The sequence below is a fragment of the Archangium violaceum genome, assembly GCF_016887565.1.
Lineage (GTDB): Bacteria > Myxococcota > Myxococcia > Myxococcales > Myxococcaceae > Archangium > Archangium violaceum_B.
Genome location: NZ_CP069396.1, coordinates 3482184 through 3499668, shown reverse-complemented (window position 1 = coordinate 3499668; position 17485 = coordinate 3482184). Strand labels below are relative to the sequence as shown.

Here is a 17485-nt window from a genome sequence, read left to right as displayed (position 1 = left end):
CGAACCGCGCCATGCCCACCCCCATCGTCTATCTCGGACCCAGCCTGTCACGCCGCGAGGCGGAGGCGCTGCTGCCAGGCGGCGACTTCCGCCCACCGGTCCGGCGGGGAGACCTCTACCGTGCGCGCGCGGAGGGTCGCTCGGTCTTCCTGATCGTCGACGGAGTCTTCATGCAGGAGCACGCCATCTCACCGCGAGAGGTCGTCGACGTGGTGAGGGACGGAGCGCGAGTCGTGGGAGCCTCCAGCATGGGAGCGCTGCGCGCGGCCGAGTGCTGGCCGGCGGGCATGCACGGGGTGGGCGCCATCTACCGGCTGTTCCGCCGGGGTTCGTTGACGTCCGACGACGAGGTGGCCGTCGTGTTCGACCCGGAGGGCGAGCGCCCCACCTCACTCGCACTGGTGAACGCGCGCCATGCCGTGGCCCGCGCGCTGCGCCAGGGACACCTCACGCGTCCGGAGGCGGAGCGGCTCGTGAGGGTGGCGGAGGAGACCTTCTACGCGGAGCGGACCTGGCGGGCGCTGCTGACCAGGGCCGGTCTCCAGGACGCGAAGCGGCTGGAGCGGCTGCTCTCGCGGTGGGACCTCAAGGCGGACGATGCGAGGCGGGGCCTGCGCTACATCGCACGCTGTCTGAAGGCTCCACCCGCCCGCGCGCGCGGCCCCCGGCGCGAGCGCGCGACGCCAACCCTCCTCGCGGAGCGCACACGCGAGCGAGGCCCGGACGCGCTGGAGGGGCTGAAGCTCCCGGAGGTCCGACGAGCCCTCGCCCGGTGGCATCTGATGAGCGGGCGCTACACCCGTCATGCGCTCGCCATCGCGACGGCCAGTCCGGAGATGGAGCTTCCGGAGCGGCTCCGAACGAACGAGCTGGCGGCCTCGGTCCTCTCTGCCCCGCTCCTGCTGCCCACGGCGCGGGGCGCGACGGCGCGGCTCGCCGCCTCGAAAAAGGAACAAGAGGGGGTGCGGTCCCTGCTCGCGCTGCGGCTCGCACTGGCCGAGCTGTGGAACCTGTTCATCGCGCACGAGGCCCTGTTCGCGGACAGGCTGTGGCAGCAACTTCACCTCTCCCATGAGCTCGACGCGGAGGTCTTCCGCTGGCGGGCGATTCACGAGGCGGCCTCGCGGGCGCGTGCGTCGGGCCTCGCGGCGCGGCCCCGGGACTGGCACCTCGCACGGGAGGAGGTGGCCCATGCCCACGGGTTCGACACGTGGGGGGAGCTGGAGCACTCCGCGCGGGCCAGGCCCTGGTGGCCGTCCATCCTCGAGCATGTCGAGACTCGCGCCCTCTCCAGACGGATGCGTGAAGTGCTGTAGCCTGTCTGCGTCTGCCGCGTGCCCCCCTGGTTACTTCTGGCCCCCGAGCCACGAGCCCCACCGCACGAGCCGCGTGCCGCCCTCGGGCTCGCGCTTGCCACCGGCGACCACGCGCTCGGTGCCGCTGGCGAGCGGCTGGAAGCGCGCCTCATAGGGCAGGCCCGCGAGCGCCGGGGCCCACGGCTCGGCCGCGTAGGCCTCCGAGAAGACGCGCTGGGTGCCCTCGACGTTCTCGGTGCGCTGCTCGGTGAGGGCGGGCACGTTGCGCCCCTCCGCGGTGAAGGTGCCACGGGTGCCGGACGCCGCGGAGGCGGGAGGCCAGTCCCCCGAGGACAGCGCTTCCCAGGGCAGGCTCATCAGCATCTCCTCGAGGGGCTCCGGCTCGGCCTGGGAGAAGTCGGAGCAGGGGGCGGTGCTGGTGTCGATGGGGCCCTCGGTGCGCAGGATGTAGCCGCGCTCGGCGGCGAAGCACACGCGCTGCACACCGTGCGAGGGCTCCACGTCCACGCGCCGGTCGTAGTACGCGCCCGGGCCCAGGGGCCGCTCCAGCGCGGGTACGGGGGCGTTGGCACCGGCCGAGCCCTCGCGGAACTCGCGCAGCGTCAGCTTGAAGCCGCCCGGGGTGCGGAAGCCGGCCGACTCGGTGCTCGCGTCGAGCAGGCCATGGGTGAGGTAGAGCGGGCCCGGCTCGTTGGCGTACACGCGCGTGCGCAGGGGGCCGTCCACGGGGCGCTGGTCGCTGACGTAGCGCAGGGCCTCCCAGGTGCGGCCGGCGGTGGTGGGCTTCTCGGCGGTGGTCTCGCCCTGGCGGGGCACGTCGAGCGGGCGCGTCGTGTCCGCGCTCACGGGGAAGAGCAGCTCCTGAGCCAGCCGCGGGTGTGCCAGGGGCTTGCCGGCCTCGTCGGTGAAGGCCAGGCGCACCCAGACCCAGGGCTGCTGCACGGCCACCACCTCCAGCGTCAGCTGACCGCCAAGGGTGCGCGCGGTGCCGCCGCCGCGGGGCTCGGGTCCCTGGGTCGCGGAGAAGGAGTAGGTGACCCGGTCACCCACACGGGCGCGCTTCCAGGCGTCAGCGGCCTGCATGGAAGCGGGCTCCTGGGCCTGGGTGTCTGAAGGAGAGGGGCTGCTCGACTTCGTGCTCTCACAGCCCGGGAGGAAGGACAGGGCCGCGCCCAGCAGCGCGGCGATGGGGAGGGAGGAGTGGCGCATCGGCATGTGTGACTTGATACACCCGGAGTGTATTCACGCCCATCTTTCGCGGGGCCGCGCGCGGGCCCTCGTCCCCGCCCATCCACTGTCCGATTGGTGAGCACACCGTCCGAGACTCGGACGGTCCGGGTGTCGTGCCACAACCCTTTGAGCCCACGAACGATTCACCAGGAAACGTCAGGACTCTTTACAAGAAATCCCAGGATGGCTGGCACATCCCCGCTCCAGGAGTAATCGACTTGCCAAGCAACCCCCTGTTTTCCGGTGTGCCCACGGGTTGGCCCGAAGGTTGCTCTTGAGGAAGGAGCGCGCGGTCGCGGCTGGAACCCCCAGGCGGCCACGTTCAACCCCCTGTAGTCCCCCGAAAAGGAAGCCTCCATGCGTAAGCTTTCGATGGCGTTGCTGGCGGGTGTTGCTCTCGTCGGCTGCGGTACCGACCTGCAGAGCGAGAACGAGCAGATCGTCTCCAACCTGGTCAAGGCCGGGTTTCCGGCCGACGACATCATGGTCGTCGACAACGCCGTGTACGTGGGGCTCGACGCTCACGTGACCCTCGAGGCGTCCGAGGAGATGCTCCAGTCTGGTGAGGGGAGCGCGGAGCAGTACAGGACGACCAATCTCGTCGGCACCACCGTGACGAAGATCTGCGTCAACCCCACCTCCACGTTCAACAGCTACACCCGGCTGAGCCAGGGCCTCGATCAGGCGATCGCCAACTACAACTCCCTGGGGCTCCGCATCACCTTCGCGCGTGGACCGACCACCGGCTGCACCGCGAACATCACCGCGACGACCATGTCCGGCGCCGGCGGCTCCGCTGGCTTCCCCTCGGGCGGCAAGCCCTACGGGACGATCAACATCGGCACCGGGCTGAACACCTACAGCGTTGACGTGAACGAGCACGTCATCACCCACGAGCTCGGCCACGCGGTCGGCTTCCGCCACTCGGACTACTACAACCGGTCCATCAGCTGCGGCGGCGCCGCCACCAACGAGGGCGCCTCCACGGTTGGCGCCATCCTCATCCCCGGGACGCCCAGCACGACCACGGTGGGCGCGTCGATCATGAACTCCTGCTTCCGGTCGACCGAGACCGGCGAGTGGACCAGCTCTGACATCACCGCGCTGAACTACCTCTACTGAGAGATGGCGCGACAGCCCCCTGGTCCATCCATGACTCTGTGGGGCCCGCTCCTCGCGGGCACCGTACTCCTGGGCGTTGTGGCCTGTGGAGATGCGGTGCCCGCGGATCCTCCGGTCTGCGAGAATCCGCGGACACCGGAGGTGAGTAGTCTCTGGCAGTGCGGTCCGACCCTCGATTTCACCCCCATCAACAGCTACCAGGGCGAGTTCGCTGACATCCAGGACCGGGAAGACGCAGTCGTCATGATCGACGGACGCTGCACCGGAACGCTGATTGAAGCGAGCGCGGGACCGGTGGTGTTGACCGCGGGGCACTGTGTCGGGCTCGGGGACCGGTCGCTGCTGGTCTTCAACTTCGAGGACGCGCCCGACGGCGACCCGCTGATGACCGAGGGCACTGTCATCGAGCAATCGTTCGACCCCGACTATGCGCTCATCTCGCTCGACGTGCTTCCCTCCGTCACGCCGGTCTTGCTGACAACCCGGTCCAGCGAGCGGTTGGCGATCATCCAGCATCCCCGGGGCCTGCCCAAGGTCATCGCCGAAGGCAGGTTCCTGGACTCATGTAATCAGCTCGTCTACTACGCGGACCTGGACACCCTGGTCGGAAGCTCCGGCGCGGGCGTGCTCAACCGTCAAGGCCACCTGCTGGGCGTCCACACCGATGGCGATTGCGACGAAACCGGCCGCGGAACCAACAGGGGCTGGACCGCGGAAGTGATTGTCGAAGCGTCCCCGTACTTGCAGAGCGCCGACATCGCCGAACGCTGAGACGCCCCTCCCCGGCCGCGCCCCACGCAGCGGCGCCCGCGTCCCCGCTATACGCCCTGCTGGCGTCGACGGAGAAGCAGCAGGCCGGCCACCGTCATGAAGGCCAGGGCGGACAGCGCGAGCGACAGGTGGATGTTGGTGACGCTGCCCAGCAGCCCCACGGTCACTCCGCTGAACGCCCGCAAGCCGGAGGCCGACATGCTGAAGAGCCCCAGCACGCGGCCGCGCATGGTGTCCGGCGCATTCAGCTGCACGAGGGCCTGGGTCATGCTGCTGAAGGAGAGCTCCAGGAACCCGGCCAGGAAGAGCACGAGAATCGCCGCCGGATAGGCGTGCATGAAGGAGAACGTGAAGAGCGCGCAGCCCCACAGCAATGCGAGCTTCATCGCGGAAGAGGGCGCCGTCCGCAGCCATGTGCCCCGCGTCTCGAGCAGGATGCCCGCGAGCAGCGCACCGGCCGCATCCGCTCCCAGCAGGAGCGTATAGGCCAGGCCGGGGTCTCCATGGCCCAGGTCCTGGGCGAAGCCCGGCATCTGGGCCTGGTAGCTGTTGCCGATGAAGAAGGAGGCCGCCCCCGCCAGCAGCACCATGGCCGCGACCACCGGCAGCTCACGCACGTCGCGGACGGTCTGGACGATGTCCGCCAGGCCTCGGACGGCGCGCCTGGGGCTTGTCGTCACTCCGCGGAAGTGCCGGCCATAGGGCGCGCTCATCAGCCACAGCAGCAGGGGCAGATAGAACACCGTGTTGACGAAGATGCCCCAAGTGGGCCCGAGCATCCGCATGACGAGGCTGCCCACACCGGGACCCACCAGGACCCCGAGATACCGGGCCGTCGCGTTCAGGCGGACCGCGCTGGCCAGGGAGCCAGTCCCCACGATGTCGTAGAGCAACATCTGGCTGGAGGTGCCCCACAGCACGCCCGCGCAGCCATGAATCGTCAGGAGGACCATGGCGTGCCACAGTTGCAGGGAGTCCGTGACGAAGAAGTAGCCCCAGCCCACGGAGGCGGTGATGAAGAGCACCATGCCGGCCTGGATGAGGCGCCTGGAATCGAACCGGTCATTGAGCGCGCCCACCGGCACCGAGAACATCAAGAAGGGCAGCCAGTGGGACACCACCGCGAACCCACCCAGCGCCGCCGAGTGGAACTTCTGGAACGCCACCCAGTAGCTGATCACGTGCTCGATGTTGTCGGCCATCATCGCCAACATGAATGTGATCAGAAACGTCCGGTAACCCGGGACTCGGAGCGCGCTCGAATCAGGAGGCGCCACGTCTGCAGCGGAGGTCATGGGTACTCACACACGGTGAATCAAATCGAGATGATGACGGGCCGCAGACTGGAGCCGATGCCGAGAGAGGTGAGACTGCCCCAGCCCCAGGTCCGGTTCTCCTGGGGCTGGGGGCGTGGGACGTCAGTAACACGCTCCACAACGCACACTGCCGGTTCCCACTTCGTAGTAATCCGATCCGTTGGAGCAGTAGTAGCGCAGGAAGTTGCCCCACCCGGCGCCGCAAACCTGGGCGCAGTCCCAATAGGAGCCCAACGTGTAGCCAGAGGGGCAGCTCGGGACGAGCTCCTGCTGGGCTTGATCGAGGCTCTGCTCCGGCTGCTCCTCCGGCATCGTGCCGCCACAGCCCACGGACAACAGCCCCGCCACCAACAGCCCGCCCAACATACTCTTCACGCGCATGGAAGCCTCGCCAAGCTTTGACTACGGGTTGAGGTGTCGACCGTATTGAGAAGGAGGAATCACTGTCAACCCGCCACCTTGGCGGCGGTGCGGGCCTCGAAGGCCCTCACCTCGTGGACGCGCGCGGCCAGCGTCAGCTCGCCGGCCTTGCCGCCCTTGTCGAACACGAAGCTGTGGTCATAGTCCTGCCCGTTGCGGAGCTGCTCGTCCTCCTGGCGGATGCGCGCGCCGATGGCCGTGGGCCGCCTGAGTCGACTCTCCCCCCCTGCTGGTGAGGGTGTAGACATCGACGGGTTGCCCTCCTGGGACGGCGCCTCCTGTGATGAAGGTGAATGCGCGCGGTCTGTCGCGCGACGCTCCTGAGCCGACCGCGAACCGTCAGCATCCAACCCAGGCAAGCGAGCGTCGACTGCATAGCCCGCAGGGCGTGAAGCTTCAGCGGGAATCGAATCCATGTCCGGTTGCCCCGGTCCGGCGCATGGCTTCATGGACGGCAGGCGACGGTGAGGCCCGGGGCAAGCCCACTGGAAGAGAGCGGCTCAGGCGTCGAGCAGCGCTTCGAACCCGCCGAAGATCATGCGCTTGCCGTCGAAAGGCATGCCCTCCATCGCCTTCATGCGCGGGTCTTCCATCATCTTCTTGTTGCCTTCGTCGCGGACGGCCTTGGACGGCCACTCGATCCACGAGAAGACCACCGTCTCACCGGCTTCGGCCTTCACCGCGCCCTTGAAATCGGTGACCTTGCCGTCGGGCACATCGTCGCCCCAGCACTCGACGACACGCGTCGCACCGTATTCCTTGAACAGGGGCAGGGCCTTGGCTGCCATCGCCCGGTAGGCCTCCTTGTTGGCGACAGGTACCGGGACGACGAATCCATCGATGTAGCTCATGGCATCTCTCCTTGTATGGGAGCCTTCACCGGCAATCGTAGTCACCCTGAGGAGCGCTCGCCCACGCCCCATTCGGACTCCAGGTCGGAGACAACGCTCACGAGCCCAGCCTCACCGGCTCGGGAATATCCAGACACGGAGCGCTCCCGGCCCACGCCTACCCAGGCCGCCCCTGACAGCAGGGAGACGGCAGTCAGGCCTCCGGGCAGGCACCTGCTGAGTTGGAGCGAAGTAGTTCAGGGTCCGGGCGCTGGAGTGGACCTGGGAGCCCAGCGGGGCCACGTCTGGAGACGGGCGCGGCCCCGCTTCCTCTTCCGGGGCTGCCTCAGCGCAGCATGTAGGGCGGAACGTTGTCGGCGATGTCGCGCAGTTCGGCGTCCGTCAGAGGCAGGGTAAGCAGGGTCCCGCGCCACCATGCGCGCGGCGTGGGGTTGGAGCGCAGCGGCATGTCCGTGCCGTGGAGGATGCGGCCCATGCCGATGCGGCGCATGACGCCGACCGCCTCGGCCACCAGCTCGGGCGTCCGCTTCTCGGCCTCGATCGGCAGGGCCTGGGTCCAGTCGAACCAGAGGTTGCCCGTGCCCGGCCGGCCGGCGGCGATGGCGTCGGCGAAGAGCGTCAGGTTCTCCCAGCCACTGGCCATGTGCGCGATCTGGACCGTGACGTCGGGCGCCTCCGGCAGCACCTCGCGCACGAAGGGCTCCACGTCGCCGCGGAAATGGACGACGATCGCCAGCCCGTGAGCATTGGCAGCGCGGAAGAAGCGCTTCAGCGCGTCGACATGCTCCGGCTTCTTCAGGTCGATCCGGGAGTTGCCGAAATGGATCTTCATGCCCCGGACCCGGGGCATGGCGGCGCAGCGCTCCAGCTCGGCGACGGCGTAGTCGGCCAGCGGGTTGACGCCGCAGAAGGGGATCAGCCGGTCTGGGAACCTGCCCGTCTCGGCGACGGTCCAGTCGTTCTCCGCCTTCGTCTTGGCGTAGCGGTCCGAGATCTCCCGCTTGGGCTGGCCGAACCAGTAGCCCAGCGACAGCACCACGCCGTAGCGGATGCCGGCGTCGTCCAGTACCTCGACGATCTTCTCCGCCGTGATGGGCGGCGCATAGACCGGCGGGGCGATGGGGGTCATCATCTCCGAGGCGATGCGCCATTCCCCCTGGCGGTTCTTCCGGAGGGTGATGAGGAAGTTGTAGCCCTCCTCGTCGACATCCGCCGGCCGGGCATTGCCCAGCACGTAGCCGACAGCTCCGTCCACCGCGTAGGACTTGGGCACATAGACCAGGCCGGCGGGCTGGTTGCCGATGGCTCGGGCGAGCGTGTCGGTGCCTGTCCACCAGCGCGCCTCCTCCGCCTCCATCAGGATGGCATCGTCGGTGAAGACGGCCTCGAGCGGCACCGGCCGTGTCACCGCCTCGCGCGCCCGCAGCAGCCGCTCGAGCTCGGCCGGCAGGGCGATGGCTGGCAGCGGCGGCTGCAGCGTGACGACGCCCATGGCCGCGGGGCTCATCATGTGCTCGTGCGCGTCCACCAGCGGCACGATCCGCTCGCGCGGCGGCACCGGCAGCGGCTCGCGGGAGAGGCCGGCATGGCCGCAGCCCGCCAGTAGCAGCATCGTCAGAAGTCTCGCCCCGATCCTCATCGCCCCGCTCCCAGCAGTCTTTTGCCGATCATAATCGGTCGGCGGCGGGAAGCCCCCATCTCTCTTATGCACCATCGTCGAGCTCGGCCTCGTCGGACGATTTCCATCCCGGGCCCGAAAAGACAATCAATCTTGGATCATTGCATTGCTCGAGCAACCACCGGCAGGCGGCGAGCGTGTCATTGATAGGGATGGGAAAGGGTTATTCGGGCGCGAGGCGGTAGTCCGACATATGGACCTTCACCTTGATCTGGATGTCGGTTCCAGTGCCAGGAGAAGCAAGGAGAAGGATGAATGCTGGTGGGACTGATCAGCTGAGAGCATTTCCTGCCCTCCGGCGAGCTGGAGGACACGGCGGGCCGTCTACAAACGAAACCGCTACCGGTCCCCGGCCCGGAAGATGCTGCTCAGAGCGAGGCTGAGCTGGCTCCGGACGATGCCGAGGAGGCTCTCGACCTCTCCCTTCTGGATATGGAGCCTCTGAGTGAGCAGCTTGTGCGTTCCTCGCAGCAGCTCCCCCCGGCCGTGTGCGACCCAGCGCGCCACGGTGGCACGGTGGACGCCGTAGACGGTGGCGATCCGCTCGGTGCTCAGTCCATCCAGGAAGTAGAGCCGCAGCACATTGCGCTCGTCGGCCTCGAGTCCCGAGAGTGCGTCCTTCAGCGCCTGAAGGACCTCGCCCCGGTAATGAGACTTGAGAAAGTCGAGCTCGGGATCCGACGTGGTGGGCTCGCGGAACTCGTCCACCTGTGTCCCCACCGCCAACAAATCTTTCTTTCTCTGCTCGAGGAAGTTGAGCGCGGCGCGAATCGCCGCCACGCGCACCCAGCCCCCGAGCGGCCCCCGCCCCGAATAATCAGCGATCCTCGGCGCGACTCCGGGCTGACTGACGAAGAGCTTCTCCCAGAACGCCTGCTTCAGTTCCTCGCGCTCGGCCGGCGGCACGCTCCGCCCGCGCAGCGCCGCCTCCACCGTGGCCCCATAGGTCGCCTGAAACGCGGCGATCGCACCCGGAACACCTTCCTTGCAGGCACAGGCCAGGTACAGGTCCGCTCCATGCAATGCCGGGAGAGTGCGCTCCGGGTCGCTCCCCGCGGGGAGGTGCCGCGTGACGTGCCGCTCGAACGAAGAGGCCCCGAGCGGCAACGACGGCCACGCCTCCCGGCCCTCATGGAAGAGCCGCTCCAGCCCCTTCTCCAGCGCATCGCGCATCGGGCCCTCTCTCTCCGAGCAGGAAGATAGCACCCTCAATGCGCGAGGGGATGTTCGGCCAGCCACTTCTCCACCTCGGCGACGTCCTTGGCCAACGCGCTGCCGCCCCCGCGTGCCAGCTCGAGCGCGCCCTCCATCACGGTGCGCGCCCGCGCCCGCTCGTGTCCCAGGGCCCAGAGGGTGTTCGCCAGCGTCATCCGGATCATCCCCCGCACGCTCCGCCCGGTGGCGTACGATTCCGAGATGGGGCGCGACTCGGCGACGGCCAGCGCCCGCTCCAGGAAGGGGAGCGCCTGGGCCGGTGCTCCGAGCTGGTAATGGGCCTGCCCCACCATGTGATACGTCTGCGCCAGGTCCGGATGGTTGGATCCGAGGAGCTTCTCCTCGAGCGCCATCGCGCGCTGCGCATACGCGAGCTGCTCCTTGGAGTGGCCGAGCATTCCGTGACTGATGGCCAGGTTCTTCAGGATGTAGGCCATGTCGGGGTGAGCCTCGCCGGGGACCTGTTCCTGGATCGCGAGCGCTCGCTCGAGGATCGGAATGGCGTCACCTGGCTCGCTGTGGACATTCGAGAGGTTGATCAGCGATTTCACGAGGGCGGGGTGATTGGGGCCGAAGGCGCGCTCCTCGATAGCCAGGGCGCGCTGCATGTAGGGGATTCCCTCGGCGTTCCTGTCCGAGAGCGCCAGGACGAACGTGATCGAATGAAGCGAGGAGGAGCACTCCGGGTGCTCGGGGCCCAGCAGCCGCTCATTGATGGAGAGCGAGCGCCGCGCGGCCGCGAGGGCCTCCTCGAAGCGGTCCAGTGTCGCCAGCGCGAAGGCGAGCCGGCTGAGCGTCCTCGCCACCTGGGGGTGCTCGGCGCCCAGGACGCGCTCCTGGAGAGCGAGCGCCTCCTCGAGGAGCGCGGCGGCCTCGCTCGCGCGGCCCTCATCCCGGAGGATGGACCCGAGGACGAACAACCGCTCCGCCGAGAGCGCGGGCACCTGTCCGAGAGGCTCCAGCATCGCTTCGCCGAGCTCCGCCCAGAGGTGCCCCTGCTCGTGCCGGCGCAGCATCAGTCCATGAACCTGGGCGAGCTGGATGGACGCCTGCGCGGCGATCAACCTGTGCCCGCTCGCCTCCGCGAACGTCAGCGCCCGGTGAAGCGCCTTCTCCGCCAGAGCGCCCTCCTTCGAGTGGATGTAGGTCTGGGCGAGGGTCAAGTACGCCTCGGCCTCGAGCGGCTTGTAGGACAAGGTCTTCGACGCATCGATGACCTCTCGCGCGAGCGCCCGGCCCGGCTCGTACCGGCCCGCCGCGAGCAGCGCCCCCACCTCGACGAGCTGCGCGCGGACGGATTGGATCCGCTCGCGGGTGGCCGCGTCCTGGGGCAGGCGCAGCGGCGCCGTGAGGGCCTCCTTCGAGGCGCACTCCTCGAGCGAGGGGAGCTGCCCCGCCGCTTGCACGGCCTTCTCCACGACGTCCGCGTCCGCGGCGCTCAGCACCAGGGTCAGTGCGCGCAACGCCTCGCCACGCTGCGCCAGACACGCCATGCGCAGATCCAGCAGCTCCCCGGATTGCTCGCCACGCACGTGGGTGGCCTCGCACGCGTCGGTGCGTATCCGCACCCAGGCGTTCGCGTAGCGCTCCATGAGGAGCTCCGTTCCCGACCAGGCGGCCTGGGCATGGCGCGATCCGGTGGCGAGGAAGGCGGTGCGCACCTGATCCTTCCGGGTCTCGTCCCAGATGCCGGCGAGCCGCTCCCGGGCCCCCGCGCACACGTCCCGAGCCCGCTCGCGCCAGGAGAAGAACCCCATGCCGGCCACGAGCAGTGTCACCGCTCCGAGGGCCGCACCCCACCTGAGGAGCCGCTTGCGTTGCGATGCCGCCTTCTCGAGCGAATCGAGCAGCTCGGTCATGGACGCGAACCGCTCCTCGGGCGCGACGGCCAGACCGCGAGCGAGGATCGGCCGCCACGAGGGAGGGATGCGATTGCCACGTGGCAGCTGCCGTCCCTCGAGCGGGCCCGGCTCGTCCGCGAGCTCGGCCACGGTGAAGGGGCGCTCGCCCTGAAGCGCTTCATAGAGGGCGACACAGAAGGCGAACTGATCGCTGCGCGCGTCCGCCGGGGCACCCCGCCACAGCTCCGGCGCCATGTACGGCGGTGTACCAAGCCGCGCCCCCGTCTGGGTTCTCGTCTCGGCCCCGGCGGGCAGCGCTCGCGGCAACGCCTCTCCCTCGGCCTGCCGCTGTTCCCCCTGGTAGACGAGCCGCGCCAGACCGAAGTCCGTCACCCGCACCCGGCCGTCCTTGCCCACCAGCACGTTGTCCGGCTTGAAGTCGCGGTGCACCAGTCCAGCACGATGGGCGGCCGCGAGCCCACGGCCCGCGTCGAGGAACATCGCCAGGATGGCGTCCGCCGTGCGCGGCTGCGCGCGCAGCCACTGCCCGAGCGTGCCCCCCTCCAGGAACTCCATGGCCAGGAAGACCTGCCCGTCGAAGCGGCCGCCATCGAACACCGGTATCACGTGAGGATGGGAGAGCCGGGCCAGCGCCTGCGCCTCCCGGAGCAGTCGTGAGGCCGCCTCTTCCCGCGAGTCGCTGGGAAGGGCCTCATCGTGCACCAGCTTCAGCGCGACGCGCCGGTCGAGCTCGGGATCATACGCCGCATAGATGACGCCCATGCCGCCAGCACCGACCAGGTGCAGCACCGTGTAGCGGTCGACCCGATCACCCGCCGTGAGGCGAGGCTTCGCCTGCTTCGGTTCCGTGACGGAGGTTTCCCGAGGCGTCCCCACCTCGGGCGTGCTCATGTCATGCCCCAGCGCGGCCAGAAGCTGCCGGCAGTCATCGCACGTGTCGAGGTGGCGTGCGGCGGCCTCGCGCTCCTCGGGGGACAGGAGCCCGCGGCTCAGCCCATCCAGGGTGTTCTCACCAAGGCACCGGCCCGTTGCCCCATTCGAGGGACCGTCCATCCAGATTCTCTAGATGAATCCCTCCGGTAAGTAAAGGTAGGGGCGCGAGCGCGAAGGTAGGGGCGCGAGCAGCCCTGCATTTTTTTTGCGCCATCCGGCGGCGACGACTGTCACCTGCGCGAGGCACTCACACCCGTGAGGACGCGCTCTTCCCCATTCGTAATTCTTGAGAAAGGCAACCATGAGCATCGATCGACAGAATCACTTCCAGACGTGGCGCGACATGAGCCTGGCCGTGTTGGGCGCCGCATCGCTCCTGGCTGGCTGCGGCCCCTCCCCCGAGCTCTCGGAGCAGGCGCAGGCCACCGCGAGCCGTCAGGCCCTGGCCACGTGCCCCTACAACTCGATCCAGTCACGCGTGCACCAGAACGTCTCGGTGCCCTGGGAGCAGAACATCTCCATCACCCAGGGGCTGAGCTTCGTCGTGGGCTCGTTCCAGAATGGCACCGGCCAGCTCACCTCCTGTTGCACCTCCATCACCGTGCTCGGCCCCAACGGCTACGTGAGCTACCCCTCCAGCCTGGATGTCATCACCCCGCCGGCCGTGGGCACCTACTCGGTGATCTCCACGTGTGGCGACATCTCCGAGACCGCCACCGTCACCGTCACCCCGCCCACTGACACGATCATCCTGCTCAACAACGGGAGCATGGAGACGCAGAGCTCCGCGCAGTTCGGCCTCCTCACCGGCTGGGGCCCCAGCGGCGCCTGGGCGTGGCACTCCCAGTTCCCGCGTAACGGCAACGCGAGCCTGGGCACCCGCTTCGGCTACTACTCGGCCGGAACCCAGGAGACGGTGGGTCAGCTGCTCGCCACGGTGCGATTCCAGGCCAACAAGCGCTACACCTTCCGCAGCTATGCCCAGGGCGGTGGTGACAACACCGGCGTGCTGCCCTACCAGATCGGCTACGCCGCGATCGACAACGACATCAACTCCTTCGTGCCGCTGGCGACGGCCCCCATCGCGGTGGGCGCGGACTGGGTGCTGACCAATGGCGTGACCTACACCGCCCCGGCCTCCGGCGGGCCCCTGGGCAAGCAGGTCATCATCCGCTTCGGCAAGGGCAGCGACGGCGGCGTGAGTGACATCTGGTTCGACAACCTCGAACTGCGCACCAGGCCCTGACCGTCGTCCCGCGGCGAGCACGGCAACGACAGTGCCGTGCTCGCCCATGTGTAAGATCAGCCCACCCCCTCCCTCAACAGGCCTCCCATTTGTCTTATGCGTAACAACCCTCACGAGTCCTGATCTCCACCGGCTGTGGAAATGACTCCAGCGTAAACCTCACCACAGACCTGCTCATCGGGCGGACAAGTTTCCCTGGCTTGATTCAGGGCGCGGGAGTTAACCTCTGGCATGGCCCAAGATCTGAAAGCCGTAGCGAATACCGCGCCCTTTACGCGCCCGGATCTGAGCGGAGCGTCGAAGTGGCCCTGGGAGAACCTCGTCTTCGAGGGAGGGGGCGTCAAGGGCGTCGCATACTGTGGAGCCCTCCGGGTCCTCGAGGAGGAAGGCATCTACCCGAAGCGCATCGTGCGGGTCGCGGGCGCGAGCGTCGGAAGCCTGTGCGCGACCTGGACCGCGCTGGGGTTCTCATCGAAGGAGATGAGCGACATCCTGAGGTCGACCGACTTCACCTGGCTCATGCAGGACGCTCGCCTGGGGATGCTCGGCGGAATCTTCAATATCTTTCGTTCTTTCGGGATGAACCCTGGCGCGCGCCTGCTCGAGTTCGTCGGAGAACACCTCACTTCGCGGACAGGCTCCAAGGACGTGACCTTCGCGCAGGTCCTCGAGCGGACCGGCCGGGAGCTGTGCGTACCGATCACCAACGTGTCCCGGATGAGCGTCGAGTACTGCCATCCCAAGACGACGCCGAACATGCCGGTGCGGGTCGCCGTCACCGTCAGCATGTCACTCCCGGTGCTCATGCGGCCGTACCGGGTCTTGCGGACGCTCGGCACGGGCAGTGGTTCATGGAACGAGGAGGACCTCTACACGGACGGCGGTGTTCTCCTGAACTACCCCTTGCGCGCCTTCGATGGTTGGTGGCTCTCGATGCGTCCCGAGGACACCTTCCTGCGCCGGCTGCAGCCCTTCTCGCAGATTGATCAGCTCGCCGATCCGGCGAAGGCGTTCTCTCCGGCCAACCCGGCGACGCTGGGGTTCACCGCGTTCAGTGCCGATGACCGGGATATCACGTCCTCCTGGATCTCCGAGCGCGCCAGCCCGCCGCCTCGCCCGGATACCAGGCTCTCCCGGGCGCGCAAGGCGAAGGATGTCGACATCCAGAAGCGGGGCGCCAGGGTCGCGGCCCTGGAGAGCGCCTTCGGCAGGCTCATGGAGGCCCTGGGGAACGTCGAGCGCGACGGAGACGGGCGGATCAGCCGGAAGGAGAGCCAGGAGCTCTTCACGAGCGGCAAGTTCTCGGCCGATGACGCCGTCCTCCTCTTTGGCTCGACCAACGTGCAGGACATCTTCAAGCAGCTCGACGAGAGCGGAGATGGCTTCGTGGACATGGGGGAGCTCCAGAAGTTCATGGACGCGCGCAACGTCGACCTCACCACCCGCTTGACGGGAGGCTTCCGCACCAAGACCCTCTCCGTGGGCGACTTCATGTCGAACCTGCTCGACACCATCCTCGCCACCAGTCAGCGCAAGGACATGTTGAGGGAGGACCGGGACCGCACGGTGCCGATCAACACCGACTACATCGGCACGTCGGACTTCAAACTCATGGATGCCGACTTCGACTTCCTGGTGGAGACGGGTGCGCGTTACACCCGGGCCTTCTTGGATGCCCACGCGGCGCAGCGCCAGGAGTCCGCGGCGGGCCGGCCCGAGCCGACACCTTCCCGCTGAATTCCGCATGTCGGGCCCTATGAGTGGGCAGGCGTGCCGGTGCGGGAGCCGTCTTCCAATCCCTTCCAGCGCCTCCAGCTCGAGCCCAGGTGGCGAGCGAGGGCGGAGCGTTGGCCGACGCTCCGGACCGCCCGGTAGTGGCTCACGCCGCGGCGTGCTCGCTCCCCAACGGCCATCCGCTCGGCGTGCCCGAACGGATTGATGCTCTTGGAACTACTTCCCCGGCGACCGCGGAACCTTCTTCCCTCGCCCTCCAGTCGCCCCCGACGCGGCGGACCGCAGGAGGCGACGGAAGGTGGGACATTCCATGTGGCTCGGTGCGGGGCAGGCAGCGGCGTGCCGTAGGCCGTCGCGCATGGCGCTCAGTTCGCGGATCGTCTTGTCCAGCTGCTCCGCCTTGGCCGTGAGCATCTGCCGGTCGATGCTCGGCCGCCCATCCGGCGCGAACATCAGCGCAATCTCATCGAGCGAGAAGCCGGCGGCGCGACCCAGCGCGATCAGCGCCAGCCGTTCCAGCACGCCGGGCTCGAACAGGCGGCGCAGCCCGCGCCTGCCGGTGGAGGCAATCAGCCCTTTTTCCTCGTAAAACCGCAGCGTCGATGCGGGAACGCCGGATTGCCGCGCCACTTCGGCGATGTCCAGGTCTCTCACCCTCTTGACCTCAAGTCGACTTGAACTGGCACAGTTGGCTTCTACTCCTTGTGGGCAAGCAAAGGAAGACGACCATGGAAGTCACGCACCAGACCGATAACGGGCAGGCGACGCTTTGGAACGGCCGTTCTGGACACGCCTGGGTCGATGCACAGGAGGTGCTCGACCAGATGTTCAAGCCGTTCGAAGACCTGCTTGTCGAAGCAGTCTGTGCCGGACCTGGGCACCGCGTGCTCGACGTGGGCTGCGGTACGGGCAGCACCACGCTCGCCGTTGCGCGGCGGCTCGGCGCGAAGGGCCATTGCATCGGTGTCGACATTTCGGAGCCGATGATCGCCGCCGCACGGGCACGCGCCGAACGGGAAGACACGACCGCAAGCTTCCTCCGGGCCGACGCGCAGAGCCACGCCTTCGCGCCCGCGAGCTTCGACACGATCATTTCGCGCTTCGGCGTCATGTTCTTCGACAACCCGGTCCAGGCTTTCGCGAACCTGCGGCGCGCCGCGAGGGACGACGCCGCACTCCGGTGCATCGCCTGGCGAAGTGCCGCGGAAAATCCGTTCATGACGACGGCCGAGCGCGCCGCGGCACCGCTGCTGCCGGGCATGCCCGCCCGCAAGCCAGACGCGCCGGGACAGTTCGCCTTCGCGGACCGGCATCGGGTCGCTTCCATCCTGGAAGAGAGCGGCTGGGCCGACATCGACGTCCGGCCGCTCGATGTTGACTGCCTCCTGCCCGAGAACGAGTTGGTCGGCTACCTCACCCGGCTCGGTCCCGTGGGTCTGATCCTGCAAGAGGCGAACGAGCGGACGCGCACGCAAGTCATCGAAACCGTCCGCGCCGCCTTTGAGCCCTATGTGCATGGCGCTGAGGTTCGCTATACCGCTGCCTGCTGGATGGTCAGCGCCCGAGCGCCGTCTGCGAGCGCGCTCCAACGCGGTTGAGAGCGGTTTTCGTAGGACTTCCAGCCGGTCATGCCGCCCCCTGCCCCACGCCGAGCTGTGTTGAGAGCTCTCCAGCGCGGGACTGCTGTAGCAGCGCTTCGTGCGCGCCGTATCCGTTCACAAGGGGAGTAGCCTGCAGGCCATGCTCTCAAGCAATCGATGGCTCCCTTTCCCGAGGCTCCTGAAGGAACGC

The 17485-nt window shown here is 68.2% G+C and carries 15 protein-coding genes; 6 read left to right on the top strand and 9 right to left on the bottom strand.

Annotated elements, in window-relative coordinates:
* The first annotated feature begins 11 nt into the window (after window positions 1-11).
* A complete protein-coding gene (locus tag JRI60_RS14590) occupies window positions 12-1316 on the top strand; it encodes a TfuA-like protein (protein ID WP_204226438.1) in 1305 nt (434 codons plus the stop codon).
* Window positions 1317-1346: 30 nt separating this feature from the next.
* On the opposite strand, the gene JRI60_RS14585 is transcribed toward JRI60_RS14590, so the two are convergent.
* Entirely contained in the window at window positions 1347-2531 is a 1185-nt protein-coding gene (locus tag JRI60_RS14585) for a DUF6068 family protein (protein ID WP_204226437.1), read from the bottom strand.
* Between the two features lie 372 nt (window positions 2532-2903).
* Here JRI60_RS14585 and JRI60_RS14580 point away from each other — a divergent pair, with 372 nt between their 5' ends.
* The gene (locus tag JRI60_RS14580) at window positions 2904-3668 is read left to right on the top strand and encodes a zinc-dependent metalloprotease (RefSeq protein WP_204226436.1); all 765 of its coding nucleotides are present in this window, start codon (window positions 2904-2906) and stop codon (window positions 3666-3668) included.
* 3 nt (window positions 3669-3671) lie between these two features.
* Window positions 3672-4439, top strand: a complete 768-nt coding sequence (locus JRI60_RS14575; protein ID WP_204226435.1) for a trypsin-like serine peptidase — start codon at window positions 3672-3674, stop codon at window positions 4437-4439.
* A 47-nt stretch (window positions 4440-4486) separates the two neighbouring features.
* Here JRI60_RS14575 and JRI60_RS14570 read toward each other — a convergent pair whose 3' ends face one another.
* From JRI60_RS14570 to JRI60_RS14540, 7 genes are all read right to left on the bottom strand, one after another.
* Window positions 4487-5653 (bottom strand): MFS transporter, encoded by a 1167-nt coding sequence (locus JRI60_RS14570; RefSeq protein ID WP_239470528.1) that lies wholly within the window; start codon window positions 5651-5653, stop codon window positions 4487-4489.
* Window positions 5654-5857: 204 nt separating this feature from the next.
* Complete coding sequence (locus JRI60_RS14565) at window positions 5858-6136, bottom strand: hypothetical protein (RefSeq protein WP_204226433.1); 279 nt, start codon at window positions 6134-6136, stop codon at window positions 5858-5860.
* Window positions 6137-6201: 65 nt separating this feature from the next.
* Entirely contained in the window at window positions 6202-6423 is a 222-nt protein-coding gene (locus JRI60_RS14560) for a hypothetical protein (protein WP_204226432.1), read from the bottom strand.
* A gap of 252 nt (window positions 6424-6675) precedes the next feature.
* Window positions 6676-7026, bottom strand: a complete 351-nt coding sequence (locus JRI60_RS14555; RefSeq protein WP_204226431.1) for a DUF1428 domain-containing protein — start codon at window positions 7024-7026, stop codon at window positions 6676-6678.
* Window positions 7027-7351: 325 nt separating this feature from the next.
* Window positions 7352-8638, bottom strand: coding sequence for an amidohydrolase family protein (locus JRI60_RS14550; protein WP_204226430.1), 1287 nt, complete (start codon window positions 8636-8638; stop codon window positions 7352-7354).
* A 405-nt stretch (window positions 8639-9043) separates the two neighbouring features.
* Window positions 9044-9877 (bottom strand): sigma-70 family RNA polymerase sigma factor, encoded by an 834-nt coding sequence (locus tag JRI60_RS14545; RefSeq protein ID WP_204226429.1) that lies wholly within the window; start codon window positions 9875-9877, stop codon window positions 9044-9046.
* Window positions 9878-9912: 35 nt separating this feature from the next.
* A complete protein-coding gene (locus tag JRI60_RS14540) occupies window positions 9913-12834 on the bottom strand; it encodes a serine/threonine-protein kinase (RefSeq protein ID WP_204226428.1) in 2922 nt (973 codons plus the stop codon).
* 181 nt (window positions 12835-13015) lie between these two features.
* Between JRI60_RS14540 and JRI60_RS14535 the strand changes: the two genes are divergently transcribed.
* Together JRI60_RS14535 and JRI60_RS14530 are read left to right on the top strand one after the other, a co-directional pair.
* Window positions 13016-13960: a hypothetical protein gene (locus JRI60_RS14535; protein ID WP_204226427.1), complete on the top strand. Its 945-nt coding sequence runs from the start codon at window positions 13016-13018 to the stop codon at window positions 13958-13960.
* Window positions 13961-14191: 231 nt separating this feature from the next.
* Complete coding sequence (locus tag JRI60_RS14530; RefSeq protein ID WP_204226426.1) at window positions 14192-15697, top strand: patatin-like phospholipase family protein; 1506 nt, start codon at window positions 14192-14194, stop codon at window positions 15695-15697.
* A gap of 213 nt (window positions 15698-15910) precedes the next feature.
* Here the strand turns inward: JRI60_RS14530 and JRI60_RS14525 are convergent, their stop codons facing one another.
* Window positions 15911-16348, bottom strand: a complete 438-nt coding sequence (locus JRI60_RS14525; protein WP_204226425.1) for a helix-turn-helix domain-containing protein — start codon at window positions 16346-16348, stop codon at window positions 15911-15913.
* A 74-nt stretch (window positions 16349-16422) separates the two neighbouring features.
* On the opposite strand from JRI60_RS14525, the gene JRI60_RS14520 reads away from it, so the two are divergent.
* Window positions 16423-17292 (top strand): class I SAM-dependent methyltransferase, encoded by an 870-nt coding sequence (locus JRI60_RS14520; protein WP_204226424.1) that lies wholly within the window; start codon window positions 16423-16425, stop codon window positions 17290-17292.
* Window positions 17293-17485 lie beyond the last annotated feature (193 nt).